This is a genomic window from Enterobacter sichuanensis (genome assembly GCF_009036245.1).
Lineage (GTDB): Bacteria > Pseudomonadota > Gammaproteobacteria > Enterobacterales > Enterobacteriaceae > Enterobacter > Enterobacter sichuanensis.
In genome coordinates this window covers 2,271,421-2,297,833 of sequence record NZ_CP027986.1, presented here as the reverse complement: position 1 = coordinate 2,297,833, position 26,413 = coordinate 2,271,421, and the positions used below count along the sequence as shown (strand labels likewise).

The window sequence follows — 26,413 nt, the reverse complement described above, 5'->3', positions numbered from 1 at the left end:
AAACGTGATCCCCGTCACCGTTGCAAGCTTGTTAACGGGACATTGCATTTTCTCCCCTGATTAGCGAAAACCGCACGGTGCTGCATGTGTTCTTTTAAAGAAAGGGTAAATAGTATGTTGTAACTAAAAAGGTCGTGCTTAAACCCGGCCGAAGCCGGGTGAATGCATTAGCAAAGCGGTTTAACGGCGGCGCGCATACCCTTCAGCAGAATGGCATCCAGATCCAGCGTCACCTGGTCGACAAGCCCGCTTACCTGTGTCAGGTCCTGTTCCCAGTGTTCGTGTACGCTCAGCACCGACTGCACCAGCGCACGGGTACTCAACTGCCGATCGTCGTGCTGCGCCCAAAGCAGCTGGAAACGCGCCAGCCATGCGGCATCATCCTGCACCGGATAGCCCTCCCCGTTACGCTCCGCGCGGTAAAACGCGATCAGCGCCGCTAAGGCAAAGGTCAGGCGTGCCGGTAATTGCCCCGTTGCCTTCTGCCCTGCCAGCAGTTGCGGCAGGATGCGGGTGCGGTATTTAGTCATGCCGTTAAGCGCGATGGAGAGCAGCTGGTGCCTGATGTAAGGATTACGAAAACGCCCGGTTACCGCACTGGCGAAAGACTCCAGCTCGTCACGCGGCAGATCAAGCACCGGGATGATTTCCTGATAAATCGCTTTTTCGACAAACGCGCACACCTCAGCATCGTTCATCGCCTCGCCTACCGTATCCAGCCCGGCCAGGAAGGCGACCGGGACCAGCGCTGTGTGCGCCCCGTTCAGAATGGCAACCTTGCGCGCTTTATAGGGCTTGATGTCGTCGACAATCAGCACGTTCAACGGGTACTTATCCAGACGAAGCTCGCGGGCAAGGGATGCCGGGCCCTGGATCACAAACAAATAGAAATGTTCAGCCGTGTCCAGGAACCCATCGTGATAACCCAGTTCCGCTTCCAGCACGGCCGCTTCATCGCGTGGGTAACCGGTCACGATGCGGTCAACTAACGTTGAGCAGAAGCTGTTGGCGTCGTTAAGCCACTGAATAAAACCGGCAGGCAGTGCCCACTCCTGCGCATAGCGCATGACGAGTTCGCGCAACGCCTCCCCGTTGTAGTCAATCAGCTCACACGGAATGATGACCCAGCCTTTGTCCGGCGCACCGTCGAAGTGGCTGAAGCGCTCAAACAGCAGCCGCGTCAGCTTCGCCGGATAACTCACCGCCGGAGCATCGTCAAAGTTGTCATCCGCGTGGTAGCTGATACCGGCTTCGGTGGTGTTTGAAAATACAAACCGCATATCGGGATTGTGGGCCAGTTTCAGGAACGCGTCATAGTCGTCATAGACGCTGATTTCCCGGTTAACGGATCGGATAAGACGGGCGTCACTCACCGCCTCACCCTGCTCATTCAGACCACGAATAATCGTAGTGTACAACCCATCCTGCGTATTCAATGACGGTGGGAAGTCGCTCTGAATCGGACGAACAATGACCACGCCGGCGTTGAGGTCGGTATGTTCGTTAAGCAGGTCAAGTTGCCAGTCAATGAAGGCGCGCAGAAAATTGCCCTCACCAAACTGAATAATACGTTCTGGATAGAGAGCACCGGGAAAATCACGACGGTTGAGAGTGTTCACCTTGGGTTCCTTTTATAATTAGTCATACAGCCTGATAAGATTGGTACGATAACTTATCAAAACTTAACAACCAGAAACCCTGTTTTGATCAATCCGCGGTGCGGTTGTGTGAAATAATTATAAGAACTTATAGAACACGGAGGTGGCGGTCATGGCGCCGTCCGGCATCAGCGCATAACGCGGGATCTCGCCAACCTTTTGCCAGCCGGCACGCTGATAGAACGTTTCTGCCCCACTGCCGGTGGAGGTATCAAGCACCAGTACCGATATGTCTCTGGCCCGGGCCTCCACTTCCAGCGCTTCCATAAGCGCCATCGCGGCCCCTTTGCGGCGTGCTTTTTCATGTACCAGCAGCTTCGCCACATCGCCACGATGCGGCTGGTTTTCAGGCTGGTCGGTGATGAGCTGAACGGTACCAATGACCCCGTCCTGCGGGTCGATACAGGCAAGCACGAGACGCTCGTTGCGCCCTGCGCTTTCTGCTATGCCGCGCCAGAAAGCGCGGGCCTTATCAAGGCTAAAAGGGAGCATAAAACTGACGGATGCTCCGCCGTTGACGCAGTTTTCGAGGATCGCTGCCAGCGCATCAAGGTGGAGGAGGATCGCTTCCCGGGAGAGGGTTTTGATTTGCAGTGAGGTATTCATTGTTGTTCCTTACGTTGAATACCCCACTTTGCATTTAACATCTTTTTAACGCAAACGGATCGAACATAGGTTTTTGTGATGTCACCGCGAGCGCTGGCGCTGCTGTTTCATGGCATACATCTTTTCATCAGCGTCCTTGAGCCACTGCTGGAGGTCATTACCATTATGATCGAACTCGCTCAGCCCCCAGGAGAACTGCAGCGACCACGGGTGTAATTTGCGGGCGTTATAGTTTTCCACCTGCTCAACAAGATACTGCATGGCAATCCAGGCGCCTTGCTCGTCAGTATCCGCGAACAGCACCGCGAATTCGTCCCCACCAAAACGCACCAGCAGATCCGCCTCACGGAAAGAGGCACGCATTAGCTGCGCCATGGTTTTTAGCGCCTTATCTCCCTCTTCATGCCCATAGCGATCGTTAATGTCTTTAAAGTGATCTAAATCCAGCCAGCCAAGCGTCAACGGCTCTGCCCGGCGTCTTGCAACGGAAAGGGTAAACCTGACAAGCTGATTAAAGCCCCGACGGTTGAATAATCCGGTTAACTCATCCGTGGTCGCCGCGCTGATTGCGGCAAATTCATCTTCCGCCAGCGCGCTCAGATCGCCCAATACGGCGAGATCGGCCGCGGAGAACTCACGGGGCGCGTAATCAATCAGACACAGCGAGCCCACGCTTGCACCATCGCGCAAGCGCAGCGGGAAGCCCGCGTAAAAACGTACGCGAGGTTCACCGGCCACCAGCGGATTATCCGCAAAACGATCGTCCTGGAGCATATCCCCCACCACCAGCGGGGCCTCAGTCAGGATCGTATGGCCACAAAACGAGATATTACGCGGAACGGTGTCGGGTGCCTGCCCGTCGGCCGACTTCACGATGAGCGAATGCTCATCAATGAGGTTGACCATCGCCAGCGGCACCTGGAAGAAACGCTTCGCCAGGCGCGTGAGCCGGTCAAACGCCGGGGAACTGTCGATCTCCAGCAGACCCGATTCACGCAGGGAGTTCAGTCTGTCTGTTTCATTTTCAGGGGTTGCAGGTGCTTTCATAATGTCTCCTGACGTAAAGCGTTACTCAAAGCGTAGCTTAAACAGTGACATTGTCAGTGTTCTTAAGCCGCTTACTATTCACGTCAATGCCTTATGACGATTAACGCAGCTCTGTTTCATGCCCGTCGGTCGCAGCCATTTGCGCGTCCGCGTCCGCCACCCGGGCGCTGGTACGATTTCGACCCGCTTTTTTTGAACGATAGAGATATTCGTCCGCTTCGGCCATCAACGTGTTGAAGACCTCGGTCAATTGCCATGCCTCAGCCTTTCCGCTTCCGAGGCCAATGCTGACCGTCAGAGAGAGCGTTTGCTGCCGCCATGTAAAAGGGTGACTGGCCACGGTAGCGCGGATCCGTTCCGCCAGCGCATAGCCGTGCTGTGCGTCGCCGGAATTAACCACCACCGCGAACTCTTCTCCCCCCATACGCGCGACCATCCCGTCTTCGCCAACCACCTGCTGAACCTGCCGGGCAAACGACGCCAGCACGCGATCCCCACACTCATGGCCGTAGTTATCGTTAATGCTTTTGAAGTAATCAATATCCAGCAGCATCACGGTCAGAAAACGTGAATGGCGGTGCGTCTCTTCGTGTTTTAGCGCCTCATAAAGCCCGGAACGCGAATAGACATGGGTTAAGAAGTCATAATCCGCCCGCAGTGAAACCTGGCGGATCAGGGAATTAATGGCCGCCATGCTCACGGAAACCATCACCGGACAGATCGCCATCGTGGCAATACCCAGCCGGGCCGAGAACATCATGGGGGTGATAAATGGCGTCGCCACGGCAATATTGATCACCGAATTCGCGACCAGAATGATTTCCGTGGCGCCGGTGATAAAGGTCAGCAGGCAGGTCACGGGCAACGGGTAACGGACCGCACACCAGATAAGCGCAGGCAGCGGAAAGGCGAGACTTCCCGCCCCGCCAATCACCACCGAGGCGGCCACCGAGATCATCAGCGCTATAACCGGCAGAATCTGCTCCAGACGGAACCTGAACTCACGCACGGGCATGCCTACCGTCAGCATACACGGCACCACCAGCACGCCGGTTGAGAACTGCTCGCTGAACCAGTCGGCGAAAAGCGGCCAGAAGGTATGACTGTCTATCCCGACCGACCCCACCGCGCCGAGCAACGCACAAAGCAGCGCGGCAACCAGACAGTAGTTAAACAGGCGTAACGCGTTAAGCGGATCGGGGGTTTTCTTCATTAACCGCTTGTCGCGCTGAATCAGCACGGCAACCACGACAATAAAGATCATATTTGACAGGTTGATCACCACCGAGGCCATGCCCCAGTTGGTGGTCACCGCGTCGTACAGCAGCATGGCGACATAGCACACCGCATAGTAATGCAGGCGATTGAGGTACACATAACGGGCGAAGATCCCCGCCATGACGCCATTCAGCGGCCAGAACAGCGACAAAGCTTCAACCAGCCGTAATTCCGCCCCCACAAAATAGAACAAGGTGGTGAGGAAAAAGATCGTCGATGCATTTCGCAGCGGCGTGTCAACCTGGAACAGCCTGAAAGCGGTAAGAGCAGAACGCATTAAATATCATTCCCTATGATAACGCATGGCAATTATTGCGGTCGTCAGCATGATCGGGGCTCACTTAGGATGCATCTATAACACAATTACAACGGGATCATAACTCGTCAAATCTGGGCGTTCATCTGGCGCACCAGCCAGTGGTGGATCACGCTGACGATGTATTGCTGCTGTTGCGCCGTCAGCGGAACACCCGACGGAATGTTGTGCCACTTAGCCAGACAGCCCCGACAGCAGGTGGCCGTGGCATGCTGGGCGATAAACACCGGGTGACCGCGCATGGGCGTCTGTTTGCCGTCGTTTGCGGGGTGTGCAGACGCAAGCCGCTTTTCGACAAAATCAGCGGCATGCTGGTCAATGGTTTCGGGGCCTTTGTCCCAGCAGTAGCGGCGTTCTTTCTCGCCTAAGCGAAAGCGCGAGCGAAATGTCGATCGCGCCAGGCGGGAAAAGAGAGGATCCAGGTCAGACATCAGTAAACGGAACGTCCCAGACGCTGGGTCAGCTTCTCCAGCACCGCCACACCGGCAAGGGAATTCCCCGTTTCATCCAGCTCCGGGCTCCAGACCGCAATCGCCATTTCATGCGGTACAATCGCGACGACTCCGCCGCCAACGCCCGATTTCGCCGGAAGGCCGACACGCCAGGCAAACTCACCGGCGTTTTGATACATCCCGCTGGTTGCCATCAGGGCGTTAACCTGACGCGCCTGAAGGGGCGAGACCACCTCCTGATCGAGATGCGGTGCGTGCCCCTCGTGCGCCAGGAACAGGAACGTCTGAGCCAGTTCAACACAGCTCATCTTCAGGGCGCAGTAATGGAAGTAGTTTTGCAGTACGGTGGCCACATCGTTATGAAAATTACCGAAGGATTTCATCAGCCACGCGATGGCCGCGTTACGGGCAGAGTGCTCAAACTCCGAGCGCGCCACCACCGTATCGTAGGCAATGTCTTCAACGCCTGAAAGCTGACGAACAATCTCAAGCATGCGCTGGCGCGGTGCGCTGAGGCGGCTTTGCAGCATATCGCAGACCACCAGCGCCCCGGCGTTGATAAAGGGGTTGCGCGGCTTACCCTGTTCGAGTTCGAGCTGAAGCAGTGAGTTAAACGGCTGGCCGGAGGGGTCTTTGCCCACGCGCTGCCAGATCTCGTCTTCCTCATACTGGCGCATCGCCGCCACCAGACTCAGCACCTTAGAAATAGACTGAATGGAAAAACGCTCAGTCGCATCACCGGCCTGGTATCGCTGTCCGTCAATGGTACAGATAGCAATTCCCAGCTTATTCCCGCTGACCGAGGCAAGGGCCGGAATATAGTCGGCAACCTTCCCCTTTCCCAATAACGGACGAACCTGCGCCAGAATCTCGTCCAGCATCTCATTATGGATGACCGCAGCCACTCTTTGCTCCTTGCCCTCAGGCTAAAACGGGCTGCGAGTATAACAGAGGCTTATGTATTGCGTCAGGCACCAAGACGAAAACGCGAAACGGCCTGCAATAAAAGGTCAGATTGCTTTTGCAGACGTTCCGAGGCCTCCGAGGCGTCCGAGACCAGAATATCTGTCTGACGGGAGACGTGATTCAGTGCCTGAAGCTGACGCGTCATCTGATGAATACTTTCTCCCTGGCTGAGCGTGGCGGTGGAGATCTCATTCAGCAAACTGCTTAAATTCCCCACCAGACCGGTGACCTGCTGCAGATTCTCTTCCATCAGGTTAACGGCGCGGGAACCGTCTTCAATGCCCTGCAAAGAACGGTTGATCAGTTCCTGAATGGTCTGCGTCGAGTGGCTGCTCTTTCTGGCCAGCAGCCCAACCTCCCGTGCGACGACGGCAAAACCTCGCCCCTGGTTTCCGGCATGGGCAGCCTCGATGGCGGCGTTCAGCGCCAGGATGTTCGTCTGAAACGCCACGCTGTCGATCATCGCCACGATCCCGCGCATCTCTGAGGATCGGTCGACGATCGCCTGCATAGACGCATTTACCGTCGACATCATCTGGTCACCGCCCTCCGCCGCCTGACGCGCCTCATCCGCCCGCGAGCTGGCGAGCCGGGCATAGCCGGTATTCCCTTCCACGTGGCTTTCCAGCGCCGCGATATGCGCCGTAACATCCTCAAGCTCTTTCGCCTGACGTGCCGACTGCTGATACAGCTTCTGGTTACCCTGCGCCAGGGCGTCAATATTCTCCACCATGGTGGCTGTGGCATCGCTAACCTGCGTCACCAGCTGCTGCAGACCGTGCTGCATCGTGGCAATGCTGTCGCTCAGCTGCCAGACTTCCCGGTTAAAGCACCTGACATCCGGCGGCGTGCCACAGAGGTCCCCCGCCGCCAGCTGGTTGATATGTGCAATAAGCCGGCGCAGCGGCGTAATAACCCATCTGGCCATGCCAAACCAGACGGCAACGGCGATGGCCAGTAACAGTACCGGTGCAAACAGGAACAACGTTTGCAGCCCGGAGAGCTGCGCCATTAAGGTCTGTCGGCCCTGTACGGCCTGCCTCTCGCTTGCCTGCTGATACCGGGCATAGTTGTCATTAAAGTCACTCTGAAAAGCCTGAGCCGGTACCGCAAAAAAGGCATCGATGGTGTTGGTTTTAAGCAGACCGTCAGCCTGCTCCTGGATCGCGCCGTAGAAGAGCTGATAGCTGTTCACCAGGGCGTCGTCTTTCGGCGGATTCAGCGCCAGCCAGGCTTTCCATGCCTGCTGCGAAACCGTCAGCGCCTTTTGCGCCTCATCCATCAGGCTGTGCCAGCTACCGTCGGAGCCGGTCTCTTTATCCTGCATAAACCAGACCCCGGAGCGGTTAAGCAGGTCGCTTGCGGCCAGCAGAGAGACGCGAGCCAGATCCAGCTTGCTTTGCTGCTGCCAGGCCAGCAGATTGCGCTGCTCGTTGCGCTGGGCTTCGTTCAGGGAGGCGTTAAGCAGAAGTGACGAGGAGAGCTGCAGCGCAGAGAAAAGGCCAATGATGCAAAAGATACCCGTCAGCAGGCCAAACTGACGAGGGATGAGACGCTGCGCAATACGGCGGAAAATTTGCGTTAGGTTCATAATTTTCTTCATTAACAATACGTTAGACGCGAGCGAGTCTACGAGATGAAAATGACAGAACCATTGCAGAGAAATGACAACGGCCCTCGTGATGAGGGCCGAAAAATTACACGCGATCCTTCCACACCGTCTGCACGTTGCAGAACTCGTGCAACCCAAAGTGGGAGAGCTCGCGGCCAAAGCCACTTTTCTTCACGCCACCGAAGGCCACGCGTGCATCGCTGGCGCTAAAGCCGTTGATAAACACGCCGCCACACTCCAGCTCGCGCGAGAATTTATCCGCAAGCGCTGCGTCAGCGGTAAAGACGGTGGCAGACAGACCAAAGTCGCTGTTGTTGGCAAGCATCAGGGCATGCTCCGCGTCTTTCGCGACACTAATGGCTGCGACCGGACCAAACAACTCCTGACGGAAAGCCGTCATCTCAGGCGTCACATTGCCGAGTACGGTCGGTGCGTAGTAATTACCCTCACCGCTGATTTTCTCTCCGCCCAGCAGCAGCGTTGCCCCTTCGGCCAGCGTGGCCTGCACCTGTTGATGCAGTTCATCCCGCAGGTCATAACGCGCCATCGGGCCAATATAGTTCTCTTCTTCATGCGGTGCGCCCAGCTTCAGTGCAGCAACAGCCTCGACAAAACGTTGGGTAAAGGTCTCTGCGATACCCTCCTCGACGATAAAACGCTTCGCCGCGGCGCACACCTGTCCGGTATTCTGGTAGCGCCCCGCTACCGCCGCTTTCACGGCAAGATCGAGGTCGGCATCGTTAAGAACAATGAACGGGTCAGAGCCGCCCAGTTCAAGCACACATTTTTTCAGCGCAGCTCCGGCCTGGGCGCCAATCGCCGCACCGGCACGCACGCTGCCGGTGACGGTCACCGCAGCAATACGACTGTCGTTAATCGCCTGGCTGACGCCCTCATTGGTGGCATTCACCCAGCCAAAAACGCCTGCCGGAATACCGGCCTCGGCCGCTATCTGCGCAATCAGTCTGGCCGAGCCGAGCACGTTTGGCGCGTGTTTGAGCAGATAACTGTTACCTGCCAGCAGGATCGGCACAGCACCGCGCAGCACCTGCCAGAGGGGGAAGTTCCACGGCATCACCGCGAGGATCGGCCCCAGAGGACGATATTCGATAACCGCATTATCATTTTCCACCAGCGTGGGTTCCGCGCGCAGCATCGCCGGGCCATGTTCGGCATACCAGTCGCAGAGCGCAGCGGATTTTGTGACTTCCGCCCGCGCCTGCAGGATGGGTTTGCCCATCTCACGGGAGATTGTCTGCGCCATCTCTTCCGCGCGGTTTCGCAGCGCGGCACCGAGATCGCGCAGCTTCTGCGCCCGGTGGGCAACGCTTTCACGACGCCACTGGCGATATGCCGCGTCTGACTGAGAAATGGCGTGGTCAACCTCTTCCGGCGTCGCCCACGGATACGCGGCGAGGGTTTCCCCGTTGGCCGGGTTAACAGAGAAGGCATGTGTTGCAGATGAATAAGTCATGGTGTTCTCCACGTATTTCGGTTGATTGATTGTGGCTCACTCTGCTATTTCTTAAAAATGAATAATACTAACCACCTTATTCACGAAACGAGAATGCCATGGACTTAACCCAGCTTGAAATGTTTAACGCCGTCGCGCTGACGGGCAGTATCACCCAGGCGGCGCAGAAGGTGCATCGCGTGCCGTCTAATCTCACCACCCGCATCCGTCAGCTGGAGGCCGACCTCGGCGTTGAGCTGTTTATTCGTGAGAACCAGCGTTTGCGGTTATCCCCCGCCGGTCATAACTTCCTGCGCTACAGCAAGCAGATCCTGGCGCTGGTGGATGAAGCGCGGATGGTCGTGGCGGGTGATGAGCCGCAGGGGCTATTTGCCCTCGGCGCGCTGGAGAGTACTGCCGCGGTGCGCATTCCGGAGACGCTGGCGCAGTTTAACCAGCGCTACCCGCGTATCCAGTTTGCCCTCTCTACCGGGCCATCCGGAACCATGATTGATGGCGTGCTGGAGGGAACCTTAAGCGCCGCCTTTGTTGACGGGCCCCTGTCGCACCCGGAGCTGGAGGGCATGCCGGTCTACCGGGAAGAGATGATGCTGGTCACGCCGGCCGGACAGGCGGAAGTCTCGCGCGCCGCGCAGGTCAGCGGCAGCGATGTTTACGCCTTTCGCGCAAACTGCTCGTACCGTCGGCATCTGGAGAGCTGGTTTCATGCAGACAGAGCCACCCCTGGCCGTATTCACGAGATGGAGTCCTATCACGGGATGCTCGCCTGCGTGATTGCTGGTGCGGGCATCGCGCTGATGCCGCGCTCGATGCTGGAGAGTATGCCAGGGCATCATCAGATTGAAGCCTGGCCGCTGGCGGAGAACTGGCGCTGGCTCACCACCTGGCTGGTGTGGCGACGCGGGGCGATGACCCGCCAGCTGGAAGCCTTTATAGCGCTGCTAAACGAACGTCTGCAACCAGCGCCTTCTCCATAAACAGGCTGAGCGGATCGTCAACGTACGGGGCAAACGCCGGGCGCATTTCGTATCCGCACTGTTCATAAAGACGCACCGCGGCGTGCTGTTTGATGCCCGTCTCCAGCCGTACCGTATGGCAATGACGGCTCAGGGCCTCATCTTCCAGAGCGGCCAGAAGCATTTCGCCGAGATGTTGCCCGCGATGAGCCGGATCGATATAGACCCGCTTCATCTCTCCCGTGCCGTCACCGTTGAGCACGATGGCTCCGCAGCCGACGGCCTTCAGCTGCGGGTCGCGGATGATCATCAGGATAAGCGAGTCTTCCGCAAGCGCAGACAGGTCGAGCAGATGATTACTTTCGGCGGGATAGAGTTCGCTCTGATAGCGGTCAAGCGCAGCAATCAGTGTGAGGATATCCGGGTGATGTGCAGATTCAGAGGTAATGGAATACATGGCAGGCTCCTTGCTATTGTTCTTTCAATATAGCCTTTCAACATAGCGCAGGCCTGCCAGGGGGCTTCATAGTATTTACTTATCGCGTCACGCTGTTAGCGTAAAAAGATACGTCCTTTCAGATACAGGGTCGCCTGACCGCCAATCAACACCCGGTCGCCCTTCAGTTCGCAACGCAGATCCCCGCCACGGTATGACACCTGGCGGGCGTTGAGTGTGGTTTTGCCCAGCTTTTCGCTCCAGTACGGGATCAGCATGCTGTGGGCGGATCCGGTCACCGGATCTTCAGGCACACCTTCCCCCGGACAGAAGAAGCGGCTGACAAAGTCATACTGGTCTCCCGGTGCCGTCACGCAAACCATTTTATCCAGCGGAAGCAGCGCGCCAATATCCGGTGTTAACGCTTCTACCTGCTGCTGGCTCTCCAGCACCACCATGTAATCGCGTCCGACGCGCACCTCTTTCGCCGCTGTAATGCCCAGGGCGCTAAACAGCGCCGCAGGTGGGTTCTCCACAACCTCAGTCGACCACGCCGGGAAGTTCAGCGTCAGCCAGTCGCCGCTGCGCTTGACGGTCAGCTCGCCGACAAAGCGCGTGGTGAAGGTGATTTCGGTATGCGGATAATCCAGGTATTCGAAAATAACGTGTGAGGCGGCAAGCGTTGCGTGTCCGCACAGGTTAATTTCATCCAGCGTGGTGAACCATCGCAGCTCAAACCCGCCGTCGGTGCGCACGAAAAAGGCGGTCTCAGACTGGTTGTGCTGCTGCGCCATTTTGAGCAGCGTCTCGTCCGGAAGCCACTCTTCCAGAGGACATACCGCTGCGGCGTTACCGCCAAAGGTTTTATCGCTGAAGGCATCCACCAGATAAAAATCAATTTCCTGCATTGTCTCTTCCTCTCTAGTTATGGCTATTTAGCGCAGAAAAACTGTGCCTTTCAGATAAAGCGTGGCCTGACCGCCCATCAGCACGCGGGAGCCTTTCAGCTCACAGCGCACATCACCGCCCCGGGCTGAAACCTGACGGGCAAACAGTCTGGTTTTACCCCGCTTTTCGCTCCAGTAAGGGATCAGCATGGTGTGGGCGGAGCCGGTGACCGGGTCTTCCGGGACGGAGACGCCCGGGGAGAAAAAGCGGCTGACAAAATCATATTCCCCTTCCCCACGCGCCGTCACACTCACCTTATGCTCACCTGGCGTCATCGCCGAAAAATCTGGCATGAGCGCTTCGACCTGCTGGCGATTGTCCAGCACGATAAGCCAGGCTCGTCCTTTACGGGCTTCAACATAGTGAGTAATACCCAGCGCCGAGAGCATCTCCGGCGGCGGTGTCTCTTCATGGGTTGGGCATGCCGGGAAGTCCAGCGTCAGCCAGTCGCCCTCCCGGCTGACCGTCAGGCGACCGGAGGCGGTATCGAAGTGGATCCGTGAATCAGGGTAGTCCAGCTCGGTAAACAGAACGTGCGCCGCCGCAAGCGTAGCGTGACCGCAGAGATTGACTTCGGTAAGCGTGGTAAACCAGCGCAGCTCAATACCCCCTTTGCTGCAGACAAAAAAGGCCGTCTCAGACTGATTGTGCTGCTGCGCCATTTTCAGCAAGGTTTCATCGGGCAACCATTCCCTGAGCGGGCAAACGGCGGCCGGGTTACCGCCAAACGAGGTCTCGCTGAACGCATCGACCAGATAAAAATCAATCTCCTGCATTGTCTTACCGCCTGTTTTTATTGTGTTGTTCTTTTATATTCAATGAAAAGCACGCTTGCGGCTACCGCTTTCATAAGGTAAATATTGAGATCTGCATCACATAATGGTTGAGTTTTCGCCTTTTGACGTTTTAAGATCGTCTCCTCTTCTTTTCAGCAACGAATCTCCGACATCCCTATGACAACGAACACAGTTTCCCGCAGGGTTGCGTGGCTACGCGTGGTCACGCTGGCCATTGCCGCGTTTATTTTTAACACCACCGAATTCGTGCCTGTTGGGCTGCTGTCTGACATCGCTGAAAGTTTCCAGATGGAAACCGCGCAGGTGGGCATTATGTTGACCATCTACGCCTGGGTGGTGGCGCTGATGTCCCTGCCGTTTATGCTGCTGACCAGCCAGATCGAGCGGCGCAGGCTGCTGATCGGCCTGTTCGTGCTGTTCATTGCCAGTCATGTGCTGTCGTTTATGGCGTGGAATTTTACGGTACTGGTCATCAGTCGCATCGGCATTGCCTTTGCCCATGCGGTGTTCTGGTCGATCACCGCGTCGCTGGCAATTCGCCTGGCGCCGGCGGGTAAACGTGCTCAGGCGCTGAGCCTGATAGCCACCGGTACCGCGCTGGCGATGGTGCTCGGCCTGCCGATTGGCCGCATCGTCGGGCAGTACTTCGGCTGGCGTACCACCTTCTTCGCCATCGGCATGGGTGCGCTGATAACGCTGGTATGCCTGATAAAACTGCTGCCCGCGCTACCCAGCGAACATTCCGGCTCGCTGAAAAGCCTGCCGCTGCTGATGCGTCGTCCGGCACTTCTGAGTATTTATCTGCTCACCGTCATTGTGGTCACCGCCCACTACACGGCCTACAGCTACATCGAGCCCTTTGTGCAGGTGGTAGCGGGCTTTAGTGCCAACTTTGCCACTGTTTTACTGTTGATCCTCGGCGGCGCGGGCATTATCGGCAGCGTGCTGTTCGGTAAGCTGGGTAACCGACATGCCTCCACACTGGTGAGCAGCGCCATCGGCCTGCTGCTGGCCTGCCTGCTGTTGCTGATGCCCGCCGCGGGCAGTGAGATCCAGCTGGCGATCCTGAGCCTGTTCTGGGGCGTGGCGATCATGATTATTGGTCTGGGCATGCAGGTGAAGGTGCTGGCTCTGGCGCCGGACGCGACGGATGTCGCCATGTCGCTGTTTTCGGGGATCTTCAATCTGGGGATTGGCGCGGGCGCGCTGGTGGGAAATCAGGTCATCCTGCACGTCTCGATGTCGGCGATTGGCTATCTGGGTGCTATTCCGGCCCTGGTGGCGCTTGTCTGGTCGGTGCTGATTTTCCGTAAGTGGCCGGTGGCGCTGGAAGAACAGGGGCAGCACGGGTGAAGGGTGTTTGTGCCGGGTAAGGCGAAGCCGCCACCCGGCAATGCACTTAATGGTAAGTCTTAATAATCTCCAGCACGCCGTTAATAATAAACTGCACGCCCATACAGACCAGCAAGAAGCCCATCAGACGGGAGATCGCCTCGATACCGCCCTTGCCTACCCAGCGCATAATCGCGCCGGAGCTGCGCAGAGAGATCCACACGATCGCCCCAATAATCGCAAAAATCAGCGGTGGCGCCACCGTCAGCACCCAGTCCGGGAAGGTTGAACTGTCACGCACCGTCGACGCGGAGCTGATAATCATCGCGATGGTCCCCGGCCCCGCCGTGCTCGGCATGGCAATCGGCACGAAGGCGATATTCGCACTCGGTTCGGTTTCCAGCTCTTCAGATTTGCTGGCCGCTTCCGGTGACTCATGGGCTTTTTGCGCCGGGAACAGCATGCGGAAACCGATAAAGGCGACAATCAGCCCCCCGGCAATACGCAGGCCGGGAATGGAAATCCCGAAGGTGTTCATCACCAGCTGACCGGCGTAATACGCCACCATCATGATGGCGAAAACATACACAGAGGCCATCAACGACTGATGATTGCGCTCGGCGCTATTCATGTTCCCTGCCAGTCCGAGGAAAAGCGCCACCGTCGTTAACGGGTTCGCCAACGGCAGCAAGACCACCAGCCCAAGGCTGATTGCTTTAAGTAAATCCAGCATAGTGTGTTGTTGTCCTTATCCTTAGTTAACACCGCAATTATAGGGTGAAAATATGACATTCAGCCATCGTTGCAGCGTGACGATTATTTCCTGTCTGAAATGATAATCCTCAGTTATCTATCTGATTTGAAAGACCACAAAAAAAGTTCATGAAACGTTTTAGCAATTCGTGGCATCGGCTGACTCATTCAGTTGACTTATACTTGCCTGAGCAATAATATCTGCCGTGACTAACTACTTGCCAGGGCAACCATTGTGAAAAGCACCAGTGATATCTTTAACGACGTTGTTCCGCTGGGTCGTCTTATTCATATGGTAAATCAGAAGAAAGATCGCCTGCTCAACGACTATCTGTCACCGCTGGATATCACCGCGACACAGTTCAAAGTGCTGTGTTCCATTCGCTGCGAAGTGTGTATCACACCGGTTGAGCTGAAAAAGGTGCTCTCTGTCGATCTGGGTGCGCTCACCCGCATGCTCGATCGTCTCGTCTGCAAAGGATGGGTAGAACGAAGCCCTAACCCGAATGACAAACGCGGCGTACTGGTAAAGCTGACCAGCGATGGCGCGGCCATGTGCGAGCAATGTCATCAATTAGTAGGACAAACACTGCATCAGGAACTAACAAAAAACCTAACGGCAGATGAAGTGGCAACGCTTGAGCTTCTGCTCAAGAAAATTCTGCCGTAATCAGAAAAAAGAGGTATGACGATGTCCAGACGCAATACTGACGCTATCACCATTCATAGCATTTTGGACTGGATCGAGGACAACCTGGAATCGCCGCTCTCCCTTGAAAAAGTGTCAGAGCGTTCAGGTTACTCCAAATGGCACCTGCAACGGATGTTCAAAAAAGAGACCGGCCATTCATTAGGTCAATATATTCGCAGCCGCAAGCTGACGGAAATTGCCCAGAAGCTGAAAGAAAGCAATGAGCCGATCCTTTATCTGGCGGAGCGTTACGGATTTGAATCGCAACAAACCCTGACGCGTACGTTCAAGAACTATTTTGACGTGCCGCCTCATAAGTACCGCATCACCAGCGTACCCGGTGAATCCCGATACCTGTATCCGTTAAAACACTGTAGTTAATCATCGCCTGTAACAGACGTAACCGAGGAAATCATGAACGTTACCGCCTCCGCCGCCCTCGCCTTGCTGGTGCTCTTCTCCAGCCAGACCTTCGCGGAGCAAACCCCTCGTGCAACGCAGCAAAATAATCCTGATACGATGATTTTGCCGTCAGCACATGACCAGTCGCCTTATGATTTCAACCATATGGGTGCTGGTAGCGACAAATCCGACGAATTAGGCGTGCCTTACTATAATCAGCACCGCCTCTGATTCGTTTTTGCCCCGCCGATGCGGGGCTTTTTTCTTTCTTATCCCCGCACCCGCGCCGTCCGGCGCACGCGCAGGCCAAACACGTTGATATACAGCCCGGCCATGATCAGCACCGCGCCAAGCAGTTGCAGGGCGCTCAGTTTTTCGTCCAGTAAAATAGCGGCACTGGCCAGCCCAACGACCGGCACCAGCAGCGACAACGGCGCCACGCGCCAGGTTTCGTATCGCCCGAGCAGCGATCCCCAGATACCGTACCCGATAATCGTGGCGACAAACGCCAGATAGACCAGCGACAAAATGGTGGTGAGGTCGATTTCAACCAGGCTCGTCAGCATCACTGCCGGGCCATCGAATATCAGGGACGCGACCATAAACGGTACCACCGGGATCAGTGCACTCCACACGACCAGAGACATCACCTGCGGACGCGCCTCATGCTGCATGATCAGTTTGTTGAAAATATTCCCGCAGGCCCAGCTCAGGCCCGCGGCCAGCGTCAGCATAAAGCCGAGCAGCGCCACGTGCTGACCATTCAGGCTGGCCTCAATCAGCACCAGCACGCCAAACACCGCCAGCGTAATGCCCGCCAGCTGTTTACCCTGCAGACGCTCGCCAAACACAAACGCCCCCAGAATGATGGTAAAGAACGCCTGCGCCTGTAACACCAGCGAAGCAAGTCCGGCAGGCATACCAAATTTGATGGCGCAGAACAGAAACGCAAACTGGCCAAAACTGATGGTCAGGCCGTAGCCCAGCAGCAGTTTAAAGGGGATCCTGGGACGGGCGACAAACAGCAGCGCCGGGAACGCCACCAGCATAAAACGCAAACCGGCCAGCATCAGCGGCGGCATGTTGTGCAAGCCCAGCTTGATGACCACAAAATTGAGTCCCCATACGATGACCACCAGCAACGCCAGCAGTCCGTCTTTACGCGTCATACCCTGCCCCTGAATTATTAATAATTTGTTAACAGTTCAAGGTAACAGAAAAAAGCGTGCCACGAGAAGATCATTAATTCTGGCAGTCAGGCGAAGCACTTACGGATAAATAGGGTGCTATACAAGGCCCTTATGTCGTGATACTTCTTTCAGGACACAACATAAAAAGCATAAGCATTTGTCGGGCAGGAATATGAAACCATCTCTCCGGCGCTCAACCGCAGCGCTGCTGGCATCGTCATTGTTATTAACCATTGGTCGTGGGGCAACGCTGCCGTTTATGACCATTTATCTCACGCGCGTCTATAGCATGAGCGTCGAGAATATTGGTTACGCCCTGACCGTGGCGCTGACCATTGGCGTGGTGTTCAGCCTGGGGTTTGGCATTCTGGCCGATAAGTTTGATAAAAAACGTTACATGCTGATCGCTATCGTGGCGTTTATCGCCGGCTTTGTGGCGATCCCGCTGGTGAATAACGTCACGCTGGTGGTGCTGTTCTTTGCGCTGATCAACTGCGCCTATTCGGTCTTTTCGACGGTGCTGAAAGCCTGGTTCTCCGACGTGCTGACCTCCAGTGAAAAAGCCCGCGTTTTTTCCCTGAACTACAGTTTCCTGAATATTGGCTGGACGATCGGGCCGCCCATTGGCACCCTGCTGGTCATGTATAGCCTGCAGCTGCCGTTCTGGCTGGCCGCTTTCTGCGCCGCGCTGCCGCTGGGGTTTATCCATTTCTTTGTGCAAAAAAGCGTGGCGTTAGACACCGCCGAAGAGCAGACGGCGTGGCAGCCGTCGGTCCTGCTGAAAGACCGCGCGCTGTTCTGGTACACGCTCTCCGGCCTGCTCGCGTCATACGTCGGCGGATCGTTCGCGAGCTGCATTTCGCAGTATGTTCTGGCCGCACATGCGGACAGTGATTTCGCCGAAAAGGTGGTCGCGGTGGTGCTGCCCGTCAACGCCGCCGTGGTGGTGACGCTGCAGTACGCACTCGGTCGCAAGATCTCAGCCAGCAATATTCGTCCGTTGATGACCGCCGCCACACTGTTTTTTATCGTCGGTCTGGCTGGCTTTATGCTCTCCGGGGAAAACCTGATTTACTGGGGCATTGCTGCCGCCATCTTTACGCTGGGTGAGATTATCTATGCGCCGGGTGAATACATGTTGATCGACAATATCGCCCCGCCGGGGATGAAAGCCAGCTACTTCTCCGCCCAGGCGCTCGGCTGGCTCGGCGCGGCGGCCAACCCGATGATCACCGGTATTATCCTGACGAATCTGCCGCACTGGTCGTTGTTTGTGATAATGATGGCCGCGATTATTGTGGCGTGGCTGATGATTTTACGTGGGATGAGCGTCAAGGCATGGTGCGAGTCACCCAAAGCGGCGTAGTGAATATAGGCCGGGTAAGGCGAAGCCGCCACCCGGCAAAAGCAAAATCAACGGCCTAGTGGTGCAACATCTCCTCCACCACCTGCTGTTTGTACATCTCTTTCGGATAATAGGTCGGCCAGTTTTCCATCTCCTTCAGCAGCGCCTCGTGGGAAGTGTTGCCCATGAAAATGTGAAAGTGTGAAGAGGCCTTCGGCGCGATGGTGTGGTCGCTGAACTGCACAAACTTCGGCGCCTTGCTGCTGGCGTCCTGACACTCAAACAGATAGCGAACGCCCTTTTTGCCGGACGCGTAGGTCAAAATTTTGTAGCCGCTGTAGTCATAACGACAGCTGCTGACCGTTTTGCCTTTATGGAATTCCATCACGTTATTTTCGATGCCGATGGCATCCACATCGGTTGCATACCCCGTGCGGTAGTAGGCTTTCACCTCATCAAAGGTTTTGCTTTTATCCTGCTGCGCTTTCTTCCTGAAGACCGGATCCAACGAGCCATCCAGCAGGAACGGATAGACGGACTGCCAAGTGCCGTCCCAGTCGGACAGTTTTCTGTCCTTAACATCGTTGTCCTCAAAGACGCCATTCGCCGCCTTCTGTTCCGCTTCGCTCATCGCGTGACCGTGCGAGTGGGCAAACAGCTGGCCGCTAACCAGCAGCGCCCCCAGCGTCATGGCAAATTTCCCAATATGTGCAGCCAACATAACACCCTCATTCCGTTTTATCAGAGTGAGAATGTTATAATATAACATTTCAGATCGCAACCAGCCCGCGAACGCCCTCCTGCTCCATGTTTTCACCCCGTCCACGCTGAATGATGGTGCCGCGTGACATCAGCAGGTAGCTGTCCGCCAGGTCGGCGGCAAAGTCATAAAACTGCTCAACCAGCAGGATCGCCATATCCCCTCTGTCTGCCAGCTGGCGGATCACCTGGCCAATCTCCTTAATCACCGAAGGTTGTATGCCTTCGGTGGGTTCATCGAGGATCAGCAGCTGCGGACGGCTCGCCAGCGCGCGACCAATCGCCAACTGCTGCTGTTGACCACCGGAGAGATCGCCCCCGCGCCGGTGTTTCATCTCTTTGAGTACCGGGAACAGCTGCCAGATCTCCTCCGGCACCTGCTTCGCCTCGCGGACGGGAAAGCGCGACAGCCCCAGCAGCAGATTCTCCTCCACGGTCAGACGCGGAAAAATCTCCCGGCCCTGGGGGACGTACGCCACGCCCGACTGCACCCGCTGGTGCGGCTTGCTGTGGGTGATCGTTTTCCCCTGCCAGATGACCTCCCCGGTTTTCGCCGGGATCAGCCCCATCAGGCACTTCAGCAGCGTGGTTTTCCCTACACCGTTGCGCCCCAGCAGGCAGGTAACTTCCCCGGTGACCGCCTCAAAGCTCACGCCGCGCAGGATATGGCTGCCGCCGTAATACTGATTCAGTTCGTTGACCTGTAACATTCCCTCTCCTTAACGTCCCAGATAGACCTCAATCACCTGCTCGTTGGCCTGCACCTCACGAAGCGAACCTTCCGCCAGCACGCGCCCCTGATGCAGCACCGTTACGTGGTCAGCGATGGTTTCCACAAAGCCCATGTCGTGCTCCACCACCATCAGGGAGTGCTTGCCCGCCAGCGTCCTGAACAACTCCGCGGTATACTCCGTTTCCGCATCGGTCATTCCGGCGGCGGGCTCGTCAAGCAGCAACAGATGCGGGTCCTGCACCAGCAGCATACCAATCTCCAGGAACTGTTTTTGTCCGTGGGAAAGCAGTCCGGCCCGGCGGTCCCGCTCGTTGCTGAGCCGCAATAAAGCCAGCATCTCATCAATGCGATCGCGCTGCTCGCCGTTGAGCGTTGCCCGCAGGCTGGCCCAGACGGATTTGTCGGTTTTCATGGCGATCTCCAGGTTTTCCCACACCGTCAGCGCTTCAAAGACCGTGGGTTTCTGGAATTTTCGGCCTATTCCCTGGCGGGCAATCGCCGCAGGCTCCAGCGTGGTAAGATCGATCGACTGATCGTAAATAGCGCGCCCGCTTTTCGGTCGCGTCTTGCCGGTGATGACGTCCATCAGCGTGGTTTTACCGGCCCCGTTGGGGCCAATCACGCAGCGCAGTTCGCCTACGCCGATATTCAGCGAGAGATCGGTCAGCGCCTGAAAACCATCAAAACTGACGTTGATGGATTCAAGCTGCAGTACCGGGTCGGTCTGTTCGCGGTAACGATCGCCGGGCAACTGGCGGGTGAATAACCCTTCGGCTGGCTGCATTATTTCTCTCCCTTACGAAACAGGCCGTAGACGCCGCGCGGCAAAAACAGCGTGACGGCGATAAAAATCAATCCCAGAAACAGCTGCCAGTATTCCGGCATCGCGACGGTGAAGAGGCTCTTCGCCCCGTTGACCAGCGCCGCGCCAATGACCGGCCCCACCAGCGTGCCGCGCCCACCAAGCGCGACCCAGATGGCGGCTTCTATCGAGTTCGTCGGAGACATTTCGCCGGGGTTAATAATGCCCACCTGCGGGACATACAGCGCGCCGGCCAGCCCGCACAGCACCGCGGAGAGCGTCCACACCAGCAGCTTGAACCCGCGCGGATCGTATCCGCAAAACGTCAGGCGGTTTTCGGCGTCGCGCACGGCAGTGAGAATGCGGCCAAACTTGCTCTTCGCCAGCGCAAACCCGATGCCCAGCGCCAGGAGCAGCAACAGCACGGTGGCCAGAAACAGCGCAATACGCGTGGTCGTCTCCGTTACCGCAAACCCCAGCAGCGTGGTGAAGCCGGTAAAGCCGTTATTACCGCCAAAACCGGTTTCGTTGCGAAAGAACAGCAGCATCCCGGCATAGGTCAGCGCCTGGGTCATGATCGAGAAATAGACCCCTTTGATCCTGGAGCGGAAGGCAAACCAGCCAAACACCAGCGCCAGCAGCCCCGGGACCATCACAATCAGCACCAGCGCCCAGGCAAAATGCTGGGTCCCCCACCAGAACCAGGGCAGTTCGCTCCAGGAGAGAAAAGACATAAACGCCGGCAAATCGTCCCCCGCCGCCTGGCGCATCAGGTACATGCCCATCGCGTAGCCGCCCAGGGCGAAGAAAATGCCATGCCCCAGGGACAACATACCGGCGTAGCCCCACACCAGATCCAGCGCCACCGCCACAATGGCATAGCAGAGGATCTTGCCAGTCAGCGTCAGCATCCAGGTTGACAGCGCCAGCGGATGCGTCGCAGGCAGTAAGGCGAAAAACGGCAGTATCAGCAGGCACATCACCAGCAGGCTGCCGGCAATCTGCGTTGTGCGTGGCGCTTTGCGCGCCAGCGTTAAGGTCAGCGGCTGGCTCATCAGTCAATCACTCTCCCTTTCAGCGCAAACAGTCCCTGAGGGCGTTTCTGAATAAACAGCACGATCGCCACCAGAATCAAAATTTTACCCAGCACCGCCCCCATCTGCGGTTCAAGGATTTTATTAAAGATCCCCAGACCAAACGCCGCAGCCACGCTGCCTGCCAGTTGGCCTACGCCACCGAGAACGACCACGAGGAACGAGTCGATAATGTACCCCTGACCGAGCTCCGGCCCGACGTTCCCAAGCTGGGATAACGCCACGCCGCCCAGACCGGCAATGCCTGAGCCCAGCCCGAACGCCAGCATGTCGACGCGCCCCGTTGGCACCCCGCAGCAGGCGGCCATGCTGCGGTTTTGCGTCACCGCCCGCACGTTCAGCCCCAGACGGGTTTTATTCAGAATGAGCCAGGTGAAGAACAGCACCAGCAGCACGAAGCCCAGCACCACAATGCGGTTCCACGGCAGGGTCAGGTTGGCAAAAACCTGCACCCCGCCGGAAAGCCATGCCGGGTTAGCCACCTCCAGGTTCTGCGCACCGAACGTCATGCGCACCAGCTGGATTAGCATCAGGCTGATCCCCCACGTCGCCAGCAGCGTTTCCAGCGGACGACCGTACAAATGACGGATCACGGTACGCTCCAGCACCATCCCGATGCCCGCCGTCAGGCAGAAGGCGACCGGCAGCGCGATGACGGGATAGAGCGCCAGCCACTGAGGCGCCAGTCCTGCCATCGCCTGTTGCACCATCCACGTGGCATACGCGCCCAGCATCAGCATCTCGCCGTGGGCCATATTAATCACGCCCAGCAGGCCGTAGGTGATGGCGAGCCCCAGCGCCGCCAGCAGCAGCACCGACCCCAGCGACAAGCCCATAAACGCCTGGCCCAGCAGATCGCCCCACATCAGACGGTGCTGGATCTGGCGAAGGCTCTCCTGCGCGGCTGCGCGAACCCCGGCGTCAGGCTCGGTCTGTGTCTGGGTAAACGGAGTCAGCCTGGACGCCACGTCCGGATCGTCGGACTGCCCGAGCCGTTCGACTGCCGTGCGGCGGACCTCAGCCTGCGGGCTTGTCAGCTGGAGATTCGCCACCGCCAGCAACAGCGCCTGACGCGCCACCGCGTCCGTTTCATCCGTCAACCGTTTTTCCAGAAAGGCGAGCATGCCTGGCTGGGCATCGCGCTGGAGCTGGCGCGCCGCTGCGCGCCTTTCGGTGACACTGTCACTCACAAGCTGATGGGTGGCGATGGCCGTCGCAGCGAGCACCCGCAGCCGGTTCGTCAGACGAACGGCTTTGGTTGGCCCCGCTGCTGCCTGGCTTTCGCCCAGCGGGATGATGTCGCCATTGCGTTGTGCAAAGGCGTGCTTTTGCGTATCAACAAAGAGGTTTTCCTGTTGCAGCGCCTGCAGCAGCGGCAACCTTGCCGCCTCCGGCGAGGCGGCCCACTGCGTCAGCAGTTCCGCCTGCTGGCTGCGGCTGGCAGCAACAAAACGATCGGCATCCGATGCCTGCACCATCCCTGGCAGCAGTCCGGTAAGCCATACAAGCGCGACGATCGTGCGTATGAAGTTCATGGCTCTCTCCCTGCGGGAATGGCTTAGTTGCTGGCGGTTTTCATCGGCTGATCGGGCTTTTTGTCATTCCCGGCGATGAACGGGCTCCACGGCTGGGCACGTACCGGCTGTTCCGTCTGCCACACCACGTTAAACTGACCGTTGCCTTCGATTTCGCCGATCATGACCGGCTTGTGCAGGTGATGGTTGGTGGCATCCATCGTGAGCGTAAAGCCAGACGGCGCCTTAAAGGACTGACCGGCCATCGCCACACGCACTTTATCCACATCGGTGGTGCCCGCTTTCTCCACCGCCTGCGCCCACATATGGATGCCCACGTAAGTGGCTTCCATCGGGTCGTTGGTCACCACGGTATCGGCGTTCGGCAGCTTGTGCGCTTTGGCATAGGCTTTATAGTCCGCCACGAAGGCCTGGTTGGTTGGATTATCAACGGATTCAAAGTAGTTCCACGCCGCCAGGTTGCCCACCAGCGGTTTGGTGTCAATGCCGCGCAGCTCTTCTTCTCCCACGGAGAACGCCACGACCGGCACGTCGGTCGCTTTCAGCCCCTGGTTCGCCAGCTCTTTGTAGAACGGAACGTTGGAGTCGCCGTTGATGGTCGAGACCACGGCAGTTTTGCCGCCGGCAGAGAATTTCTTAATGTTGGCGACAATGGTCTGGTAGTCGCTATGACCAAACGGGGTGTAAACCTCTTCGATGTCTTTATCCTCCACCCCTTTGGAATGCAGGAACGCGCGCAGGATCTTGTTGGTGGTGCGCGGGTAGACGTAGTCCGTGCCCAGCAGGAAGAAGCGCTTCGCCGCGCCGCCGTCTTCACTCATCAGGTATTCCACCGCCGGGATAGCCTGCTGGTTCGGCGCCGCGCCGGTATAGAAGACGTTCGGTGACATCTCCTCGCCTTCATATTGCACCGGATAGAACAGCAAACCGTTCAGCTCTTCAAAGACGGGCAGAACGGACTTTCGCGAGACCGACGTCCAGCAGCCGAACACCACCGCCACCTTATCCTGACTTAACAACTGGCGCGCTTTCTCGGCAAACAGCGGCCAGTTTGAGGCCGGATCCACCACCACCGGCTCCAGTTTCTTACCCAGCACGCCGCCTTTCGCGTTGATCTCATCGATGGTCATCAGGGCGACATCTTTCAGCGGGGTTTCGGAGATGGCCATCGTGCCGGAGAGGGAATGCATGATCCCCACTTTGATGGTATCGGCCGCCTGCACGCCAAAACTCATTCCCATAGCAACGACAGACGCAGACAATGCAAAGGCTTTTAATAAAGTACGACGGTGCATATTTTCACTCCTGAAAAAGAACGCTGTGCGAAGACGTCCGTTACGGCGTGGACGCGGAAATAAATGTCTCAGCGAAGCAGGAGCAAAAAAGATGCCAGAATGGAGAAAGCGTGAATGCAGGGGCTGAAGCGCAGGATGTAAAGAGAACGTCTCAGAATGGCACAGCGCTGCACTTTAATAATGCAGCGCTGAAAAAGCGGGTTTACCAGACTTCACTGGCGATCTGCGTCACCAGGCGGATTTTGTCCCACTGCTGGGTTTCGCTCAGGCTGTTACCCTCTTCGGTAGAAGCAAAGCCACACTGCGGGCTGAGGCAAATTTGCTCTTTCGCCACGTATTTCGCCGCTTCTTCCAGACGCGCCTTCACCCCTTCCGGGTTTTCCAGCTCGCCGTTTTTGGTGGTGATAAGCCCCAGCACCACCTGCTGCTTGCCCGGGCGAACAAAGCGCAGCGGCGCGAAATCCCCGCTGCGGTCGTTATCATATTCCAGGAAGAACGCGTCAACGTTAACCGTCCCGAACAGCACTTCCGCCACCGGCTCATAGCCGCCTTCGGAAATCCAGGTTGAGCGGAAGTTACCGCGGCAGACATGCAGCCCTATGGTCAAATCGTCCGGTTTGCCCTCCAGGGCCTTGTTCAGCACGCGGGCATAGATACGCGCCAGTTCGTCGGGATCATCACCGCGCTCGCGGATCTGACGACGCTGGTCATCCGAGCAGAGATAGGCCCAGACGGTGTCATCCAGCTGCAGGTAACGGCAGCCCGCGTCATAGAAGGCCCGAATGGCGTCGCGCCAGGTGGTCGCCAGATCGTCGAAATAGACGTTCAGGTCCGGATACACCGTGGCGTCTATGTCTTTACGACCGCCGCGGAAATGCAACACGCTCGGGCTCGGAATGGTCATTTTCGGCTCGGCGCTCCCGCTGATGCTTTTCAGATAACGAAAGTCCTCCAGCATCGGATGCTCGCCAAAGCCCAGCTTGCCGGTAACGCGCACGCCGTGAGCTTTAGTTTGCACGCCGTTAAACTGAATGCCCTGCTGCGCATCGTAACGCTCTACGCCCTGCAGACCGTCGAAGAAATCAAAGTGCCACCAGGCGCGGCGAAACTCACCGTCGGTGACCACATTCAGCCCACACGCACACTGCTGCTCAACGACATGGCGGATAGCGTCGTTTTCAATGGCGCGAAGCTGCCCGGCGTCAATTTCGCCGCTGGCAAATTTCTGGCGAGCCTGTTTGATGGCATCCGGGCGTAAAAAGCTGCCGACTACATCGGCGCGGAACGGGGCGTGGTGTCGTTGCATGGAAATCTCCTCAGTCTGCCGGTGATAATTGCCCGCAGTAATAATTCATCTTTTGAAGTTTTAGACTTCTGGATGTCTAAATGTCCAAAAAAGATGTCATACCTGCTTTATCCCGGCAAACGAGAAAATTTCACGGGTGATGAAAAAAATTCATCTTCACAGCGCGGCAGCGGTTTCGCTGCTGGCAAAGGCGTACTTTTCATCTTCCCAGCCGGTGATCCCGCCGAGCATAATTTTGACCGGCAGCCCAAGACGCGCCAGCTTCAGCGCGGCTCTGTCCGCACCGTTACAGTGTGGTCCGGCGCAGTAGACGACAAACAGCGAGCCTTCAGGCCACTGGGCCATGCGCCCGGCGGTAATCTGACTCCACGGCATGTGCACTGCGCCGGGCACATGACGGCGGGCAAACTGCTCCGGGCCGCCGACCACATGAAGCAGCACGAAGTCCTGCTCATGGTTAACGATGGCATGATGCACATCGGCACAATCGGTTTCGACGCTCAGACGGCGCAGAAAATGGGTGACGGCTTCCTGCGGCTCGGCAGCCGGAAATTCAGTAACATAGCTCATGATCCTTCCTCATCTTTGGCGTTTGTGTTAACACTACTCTATCCACAAATTCAGCCGGTG

Annotated in this window: 27 protein-coding genes; 6 read left to right on the top strand and 21 right to left on the bottom strand. The window is 57.2% G+C overall.

Annotation, left to right across the window (positions count from 1 at the left end):
• Positions 1-167: 167 nt before the first annotated feature.
• The 8 genes from C1N69_RS11090 to sad form a co-directional block, all read right to left on the bottom strand.
• Complete coding sequence (locus tag C1N69_RS11090) at positions 168-1,619, bottom strand: tagaturonate reductase (protein ID WP_155031178.1); 1,452 nt, start codon at positions 1,617-1,619, stop codon at positions 168-170.
• A gap of 117 nt (positions 1,620-1,736) precedes the next feature.
• Complete coding sequence (locus C1N69_RS11085) at positions 1,737-2,264, bottom strand: GNAT family N-acetyltransferase (protein ID WP_025756430.1); 528 nt, start codon at positions 2,262-2,264, stop codon at positions 1,737-1,739.
• Between the two features lie 81 nt (positions 2,265-2,345).
• Positions 2,346-3,311, bottom strand: coding sequence for a sensor domain-containing diguanylate cyclase (locus tag C1N69_RS11080; RefSeq protein ID WP_155031177.1), 966 nt, complete (start codon positions 3,309-3,311; stop codon positions 2,346-2,348).
• A gap of 100 nt (positions 3,312-3,411) precedes the next feature.
• On the bottom strand, positions 3,412-4,866 hold the full coding sequence (locus C1N69_RS11075; RefSeq protein ID WP_155031176.1) for a GGDEF domain-containing protein: 1,455 nt from the start codon (positions 4,864-4,866) through the stop codon (positions 3,412-3,414).
• 107 nt (positions 4,867-4,973) lie between these two features.
• Positions 4,974-5,336, bottom strand: coding sequence for a DUF4186 domain-containing protein (locus C1N69_RS11070; RefSeq protein WP_045284389.1), 363 nt, complete (start codon positions 5,334-5,336; stop codon positions 4,974-4,976).
• Positions 5,336-6,262, bottom strand: coding sequence for a glutaminase B (gene glsB, locus C1N69_RS11065; RefSeq protein ID WP_047958587.1), 927 nt, complete (start codon positions 6,260-6,262; stop codon positions 5,336-5,338). Before glsB ends, C1N69_RS11070 begins: the two co-directional genes overlap by 1 nt.
• Positions 6,263-6,324: 62 nt before the next feature.
• Complete coding sequence (locus C1N69_RS11060; protein ID WP_155031175.1) at positions 6,325-7,914, bottom strand: methyl-accepting chemotaxis protein; 1,590 nt, start codon at positions 7,912-7,914, stop codon at positions 6,325-6,327.
• 106 nt (positions 7,915-8,020) lie between these two features.
• The gene (gene sad / locus C1N69_RS11055; RefSeq protein ID WP_155031174.1) at positions 8,021-9,409 is read right to left on the bottom strand and encodes a succinate-semialdehyde dehydrogenase; all 1,389 of its coding nucleotides are present in this window, start codon (positions 9,407-9,409) and stop codon (positions 8,021-8,023) included.
• 98 nt (positions 9,410-9,507) lie between these two features.
• On the opposite strand from sad, the gene ptrR reads away from it, so the two are divergent.
• Positions 9,508-10,386, top strand: coding sequence for a putrescine utilization regulator PtrR (gene ptrR, locus C1N69_RS11050; RefSeq protein WP_025756424.1), 879 nt, complete (start codon positions 9,508-9,510; stop codon positions 10,384-10,386).
• Here the strand turns inward: ptrR and C1N69_RS11045 are convergent.
• The 3 genes from C1N69_RS11045 to C1N69_RS11035 all read right to left on the bottom strand — a co-directional run bounded on the left by C1N69_RS11045 (position 10,340) and on the right by C1N69_RS11035 (position 12,525).
• Complete coding sequence (locus C1N69_RS11045) at positions 10,340-10,822, bottom strand: GNAT family N-acetyltransferase (protein WP_047958584.1); 483 nt, start codon at positions 10,820-10,822, stop codon at positions 10,340-10,342. The genes ptrR and C1N69_RS11045 overlap by 47 nt on opposite strands.
• 95 nt (positions 10,823-10,917) lie before the next feature.
• Positions 10,918-11,709 carry a PhzF family phenazine biosynthesis protein gene (locus C1N69_RS11040; RefSeq protein ID WP_047958583.1) on the bottom strand — a complete coding sequence of 264 codons (792 nt, stop codon included), beginning with the start codon at positions 11,707-11,709 and terminating at the stop codon, positions 10,918-10,920.
• A gap of 27 nt (positions 11,710-11,736) precedes the next feature.
• Positions 11,737-12,525 carry a PhzF family phenazine biosynthesis protein gene (locus tag C1N69_RS11035; protein ID WP_095440683.1) on the bottom strand — a complete coding sequence of 263 codons (789 nt, stop codon included), beginning with the start codon at positions 12,523-12,525 and terminating at the stop codon, positions 11,737-11,739.
• A gap of 177 nt (positions 12,526-12,702) precedes the next feature.
• Between C1N69_RS11035 and C1N69_RS11030 the strand changes: the two genes are divergently transcribed.
• Positions 12,703-13,899: a sugar transporter gene (locus C1N69_RS11030; protein ID WP_059386556.1), complete on the top strand. Its 1,197-nt coding sequence runs from the start codon at positions 12,703-12,705 to the stop codon at positions 13,897-13,899.
• Positions 13,900-13,945: 46 nt separating this feature from the next.
• On the opposite strand, the gene C1N69_RS11025 is transcribed toward C1N69_RS11030, so the two are convergent.
• Positions 13,946-14,611, bottom strand: a complete 666-nt coding sequence (locus tag C1N69_RS11025; protein ID WP_045284381.1) for a MarC family NAAT transporter — start codon at positions 14,609-14,611, stop codon at positions 13,946-13,948.
• Positions 14,612-14,866: 255 nt separating this feature from the next.
• Here C1N69_RS11025 and marR point away from each other — a divergent pair, with 255 nt between their 5' ends.
• Genes marR through marB form a run of 3 tightly spaced genes read left to right on the top strand, consistent with a single transcriptional unit; the run spans position 14,867 to position 15,955 of the window.
• Positions 14,867-15,301 (top strand): multiple antibiotic resistance transcriptional regulator MarR, encoded by a 435-nt coding sequence (gene marR, locus C1N69_RS11020; RefSeq protein ID WP_025756418.1) that lies wholly within the window; start codon positions 14,867-14,869, stop codon positions 15,299-15,301.
• A gap of 21 nt (positions 15,302-15,322) precedes the next feature.
• Complete coding sequence (gene marA, locus C1N69_RS11015) at positions 15,323-15,703, top strand: MDR efflux pump AcrAB transcriptional activator MarA (RefSeq protein WP_008502237.1); 381 nt, start codon at positions 15,323-15,325, stop codon at positions 15,701-15,703.
• 33 nt (positions 15,704-15,736) lie between these two features.
• Positions 15,737-15,955 (top strand): multiple antibiotic resistance protein MarB, encoded by a 219-nt coding sequence (marB, locus tag C1N69_RS11010; protein WP_025756417.1) that lies wholly within the window; start codon positions 15,737-15,739, stop codon positions 15,953-15,955.
• A gap of 38 nt (positions 15,956-15,993) precedes the next feature.
• On the opposite strand, the gene eamA is transcribed toward marB, so the two are convergent.
• Entirely contained in the window at positions 15,994-16,893 is a 900-nt protein-coding gene (gene eamA / locus C1N69_RS11005; protein ID WP_047958579.1) for an O-acetylserine/cysteine exporter, read from the bottom strand.
• 193 nt (positions 16,894-17,086) lie between these two features.
• On the opposite strand from eamA, the gene ydeE reads away from it, so the two are divergent.
• Entirely contained in the window at positions 17,087-18,280 is a 1,194-nt protein-coding gene (gene ydeE / locus C1N69_RS11000; protein WP_045284378.1) for an efflux MFS transporter YdeE, read from the top strand.
• A gap of 55 nt (positions 18,281-18,335) precedes the next feature.
• Here the strand turns inward: ydeE and zinT are convergent, their stop codons facing one another.
• From zinT to C1N69_RS10960, 8 genes are all read right to left on the bottom strand, one after another.
• A complete protein-coding gene (gene zinT / locus C1N69_RS10995; RefSeq protein ID WP_155031922.1) occupies positions 18,336-18,977 on the bottom strand; it encodes a metal-binding protein ZinT in 642 nt (213 codons plus the stop codon).
• Positions 18,978-19,029: 52 nt separating this feature from the next.
• Positions 19,030-19,728 carry an urea ABC transporter ATP-binding subunit UrtE gene (gene urtE, locus C1N69_RS10990; protein ID WP_155031173.1) on the bottom strand — a complete coding sequence of 233 codons (699 nt, stop codon included), beginning with the start codon at positions 19,726-19,728 and terminating at the stop codon, positions 19,030-19,032.
• Positions 19,729-19,737: 9 nt separating this feature from the next.
• Entirely contained in the window at positions 19,738-20,535 is a 798-nt protein-coding gene (gene urtD, locus C1N69_RS10985) for an urea ABC transporter ATP-binding protein UrtD (RefSeq protein WP_047958576.1), read from the bottom strand.
• The gene (gene urtC / locus C1N69_RS10980; RefSeq protein ID WP_155031172.1) at positions 20,535-21,608 is read right to left on the bottom strand and encodes an urea ABC transporter permease subunit UrtC; all 1,074 of its coding nucleotides are present in this window, start codon (positions 21,606-21,608) and stop codon (positions 20,535-20,537) included. The genes urtD and urtC overlap by 1 nt, the downstream gene beginning before the upstream one ends.
• Complete coding sequence (urtB, locus tag C1N69_RS10975; RefSeq protein WP_104556810.1) at positions 21,608-23,182, bottom strand: urea ABC transporter permease subunit UrtB; 1,575 nt, start codon at positions 23,180-23,182, stop codon at positions 21,608-21,610. Before urtB ends, urtC begins: the two co-directional genes overlap by 1 nt.
• A gap of 23 nt (positions 23,183-23,205) precedes the next feature.
• Complete coding sequence (gene urtA, locus C1N69_RS10970) at positions 23,206-24,477, bottom strand: urea ABC transporter substrate-binding protein (protein ID WP_155031171.1); 1,272 nt, start codon at positions 24,475-24,477, stop codon at positions 23,206-23,208.
• A 202-nt stretch (positions 24,478-24,679) separates the two neighbouring features.
• Positions 24,680-25,783, bottom strand: coding sequence for a cobalamin-independent methionine synthase II family protein (locus tag C1N69_RS10965; protein ID WP_047958572.1), 1,104 nt, complete (start codon positions 25,781-25,783; stop codon positions 24,680-24,682).
• Between the two features lie 156 nt (positions 25,784-25,939).
• Positions 25,940-26,353: a rhodanese-like domain-containing protein gene (locus C1N69_RS10960; RefSeq protein ID WP_059386563.1), complete on the bottom strand. Its 414-nt coding sequence runs from the start codon at positions 26,351-26,353 to the stop codon at positions 25,940-25,942.
• Between the last annotated feature and the right edge of the window lie 60 nt (positions 26,354-26,413).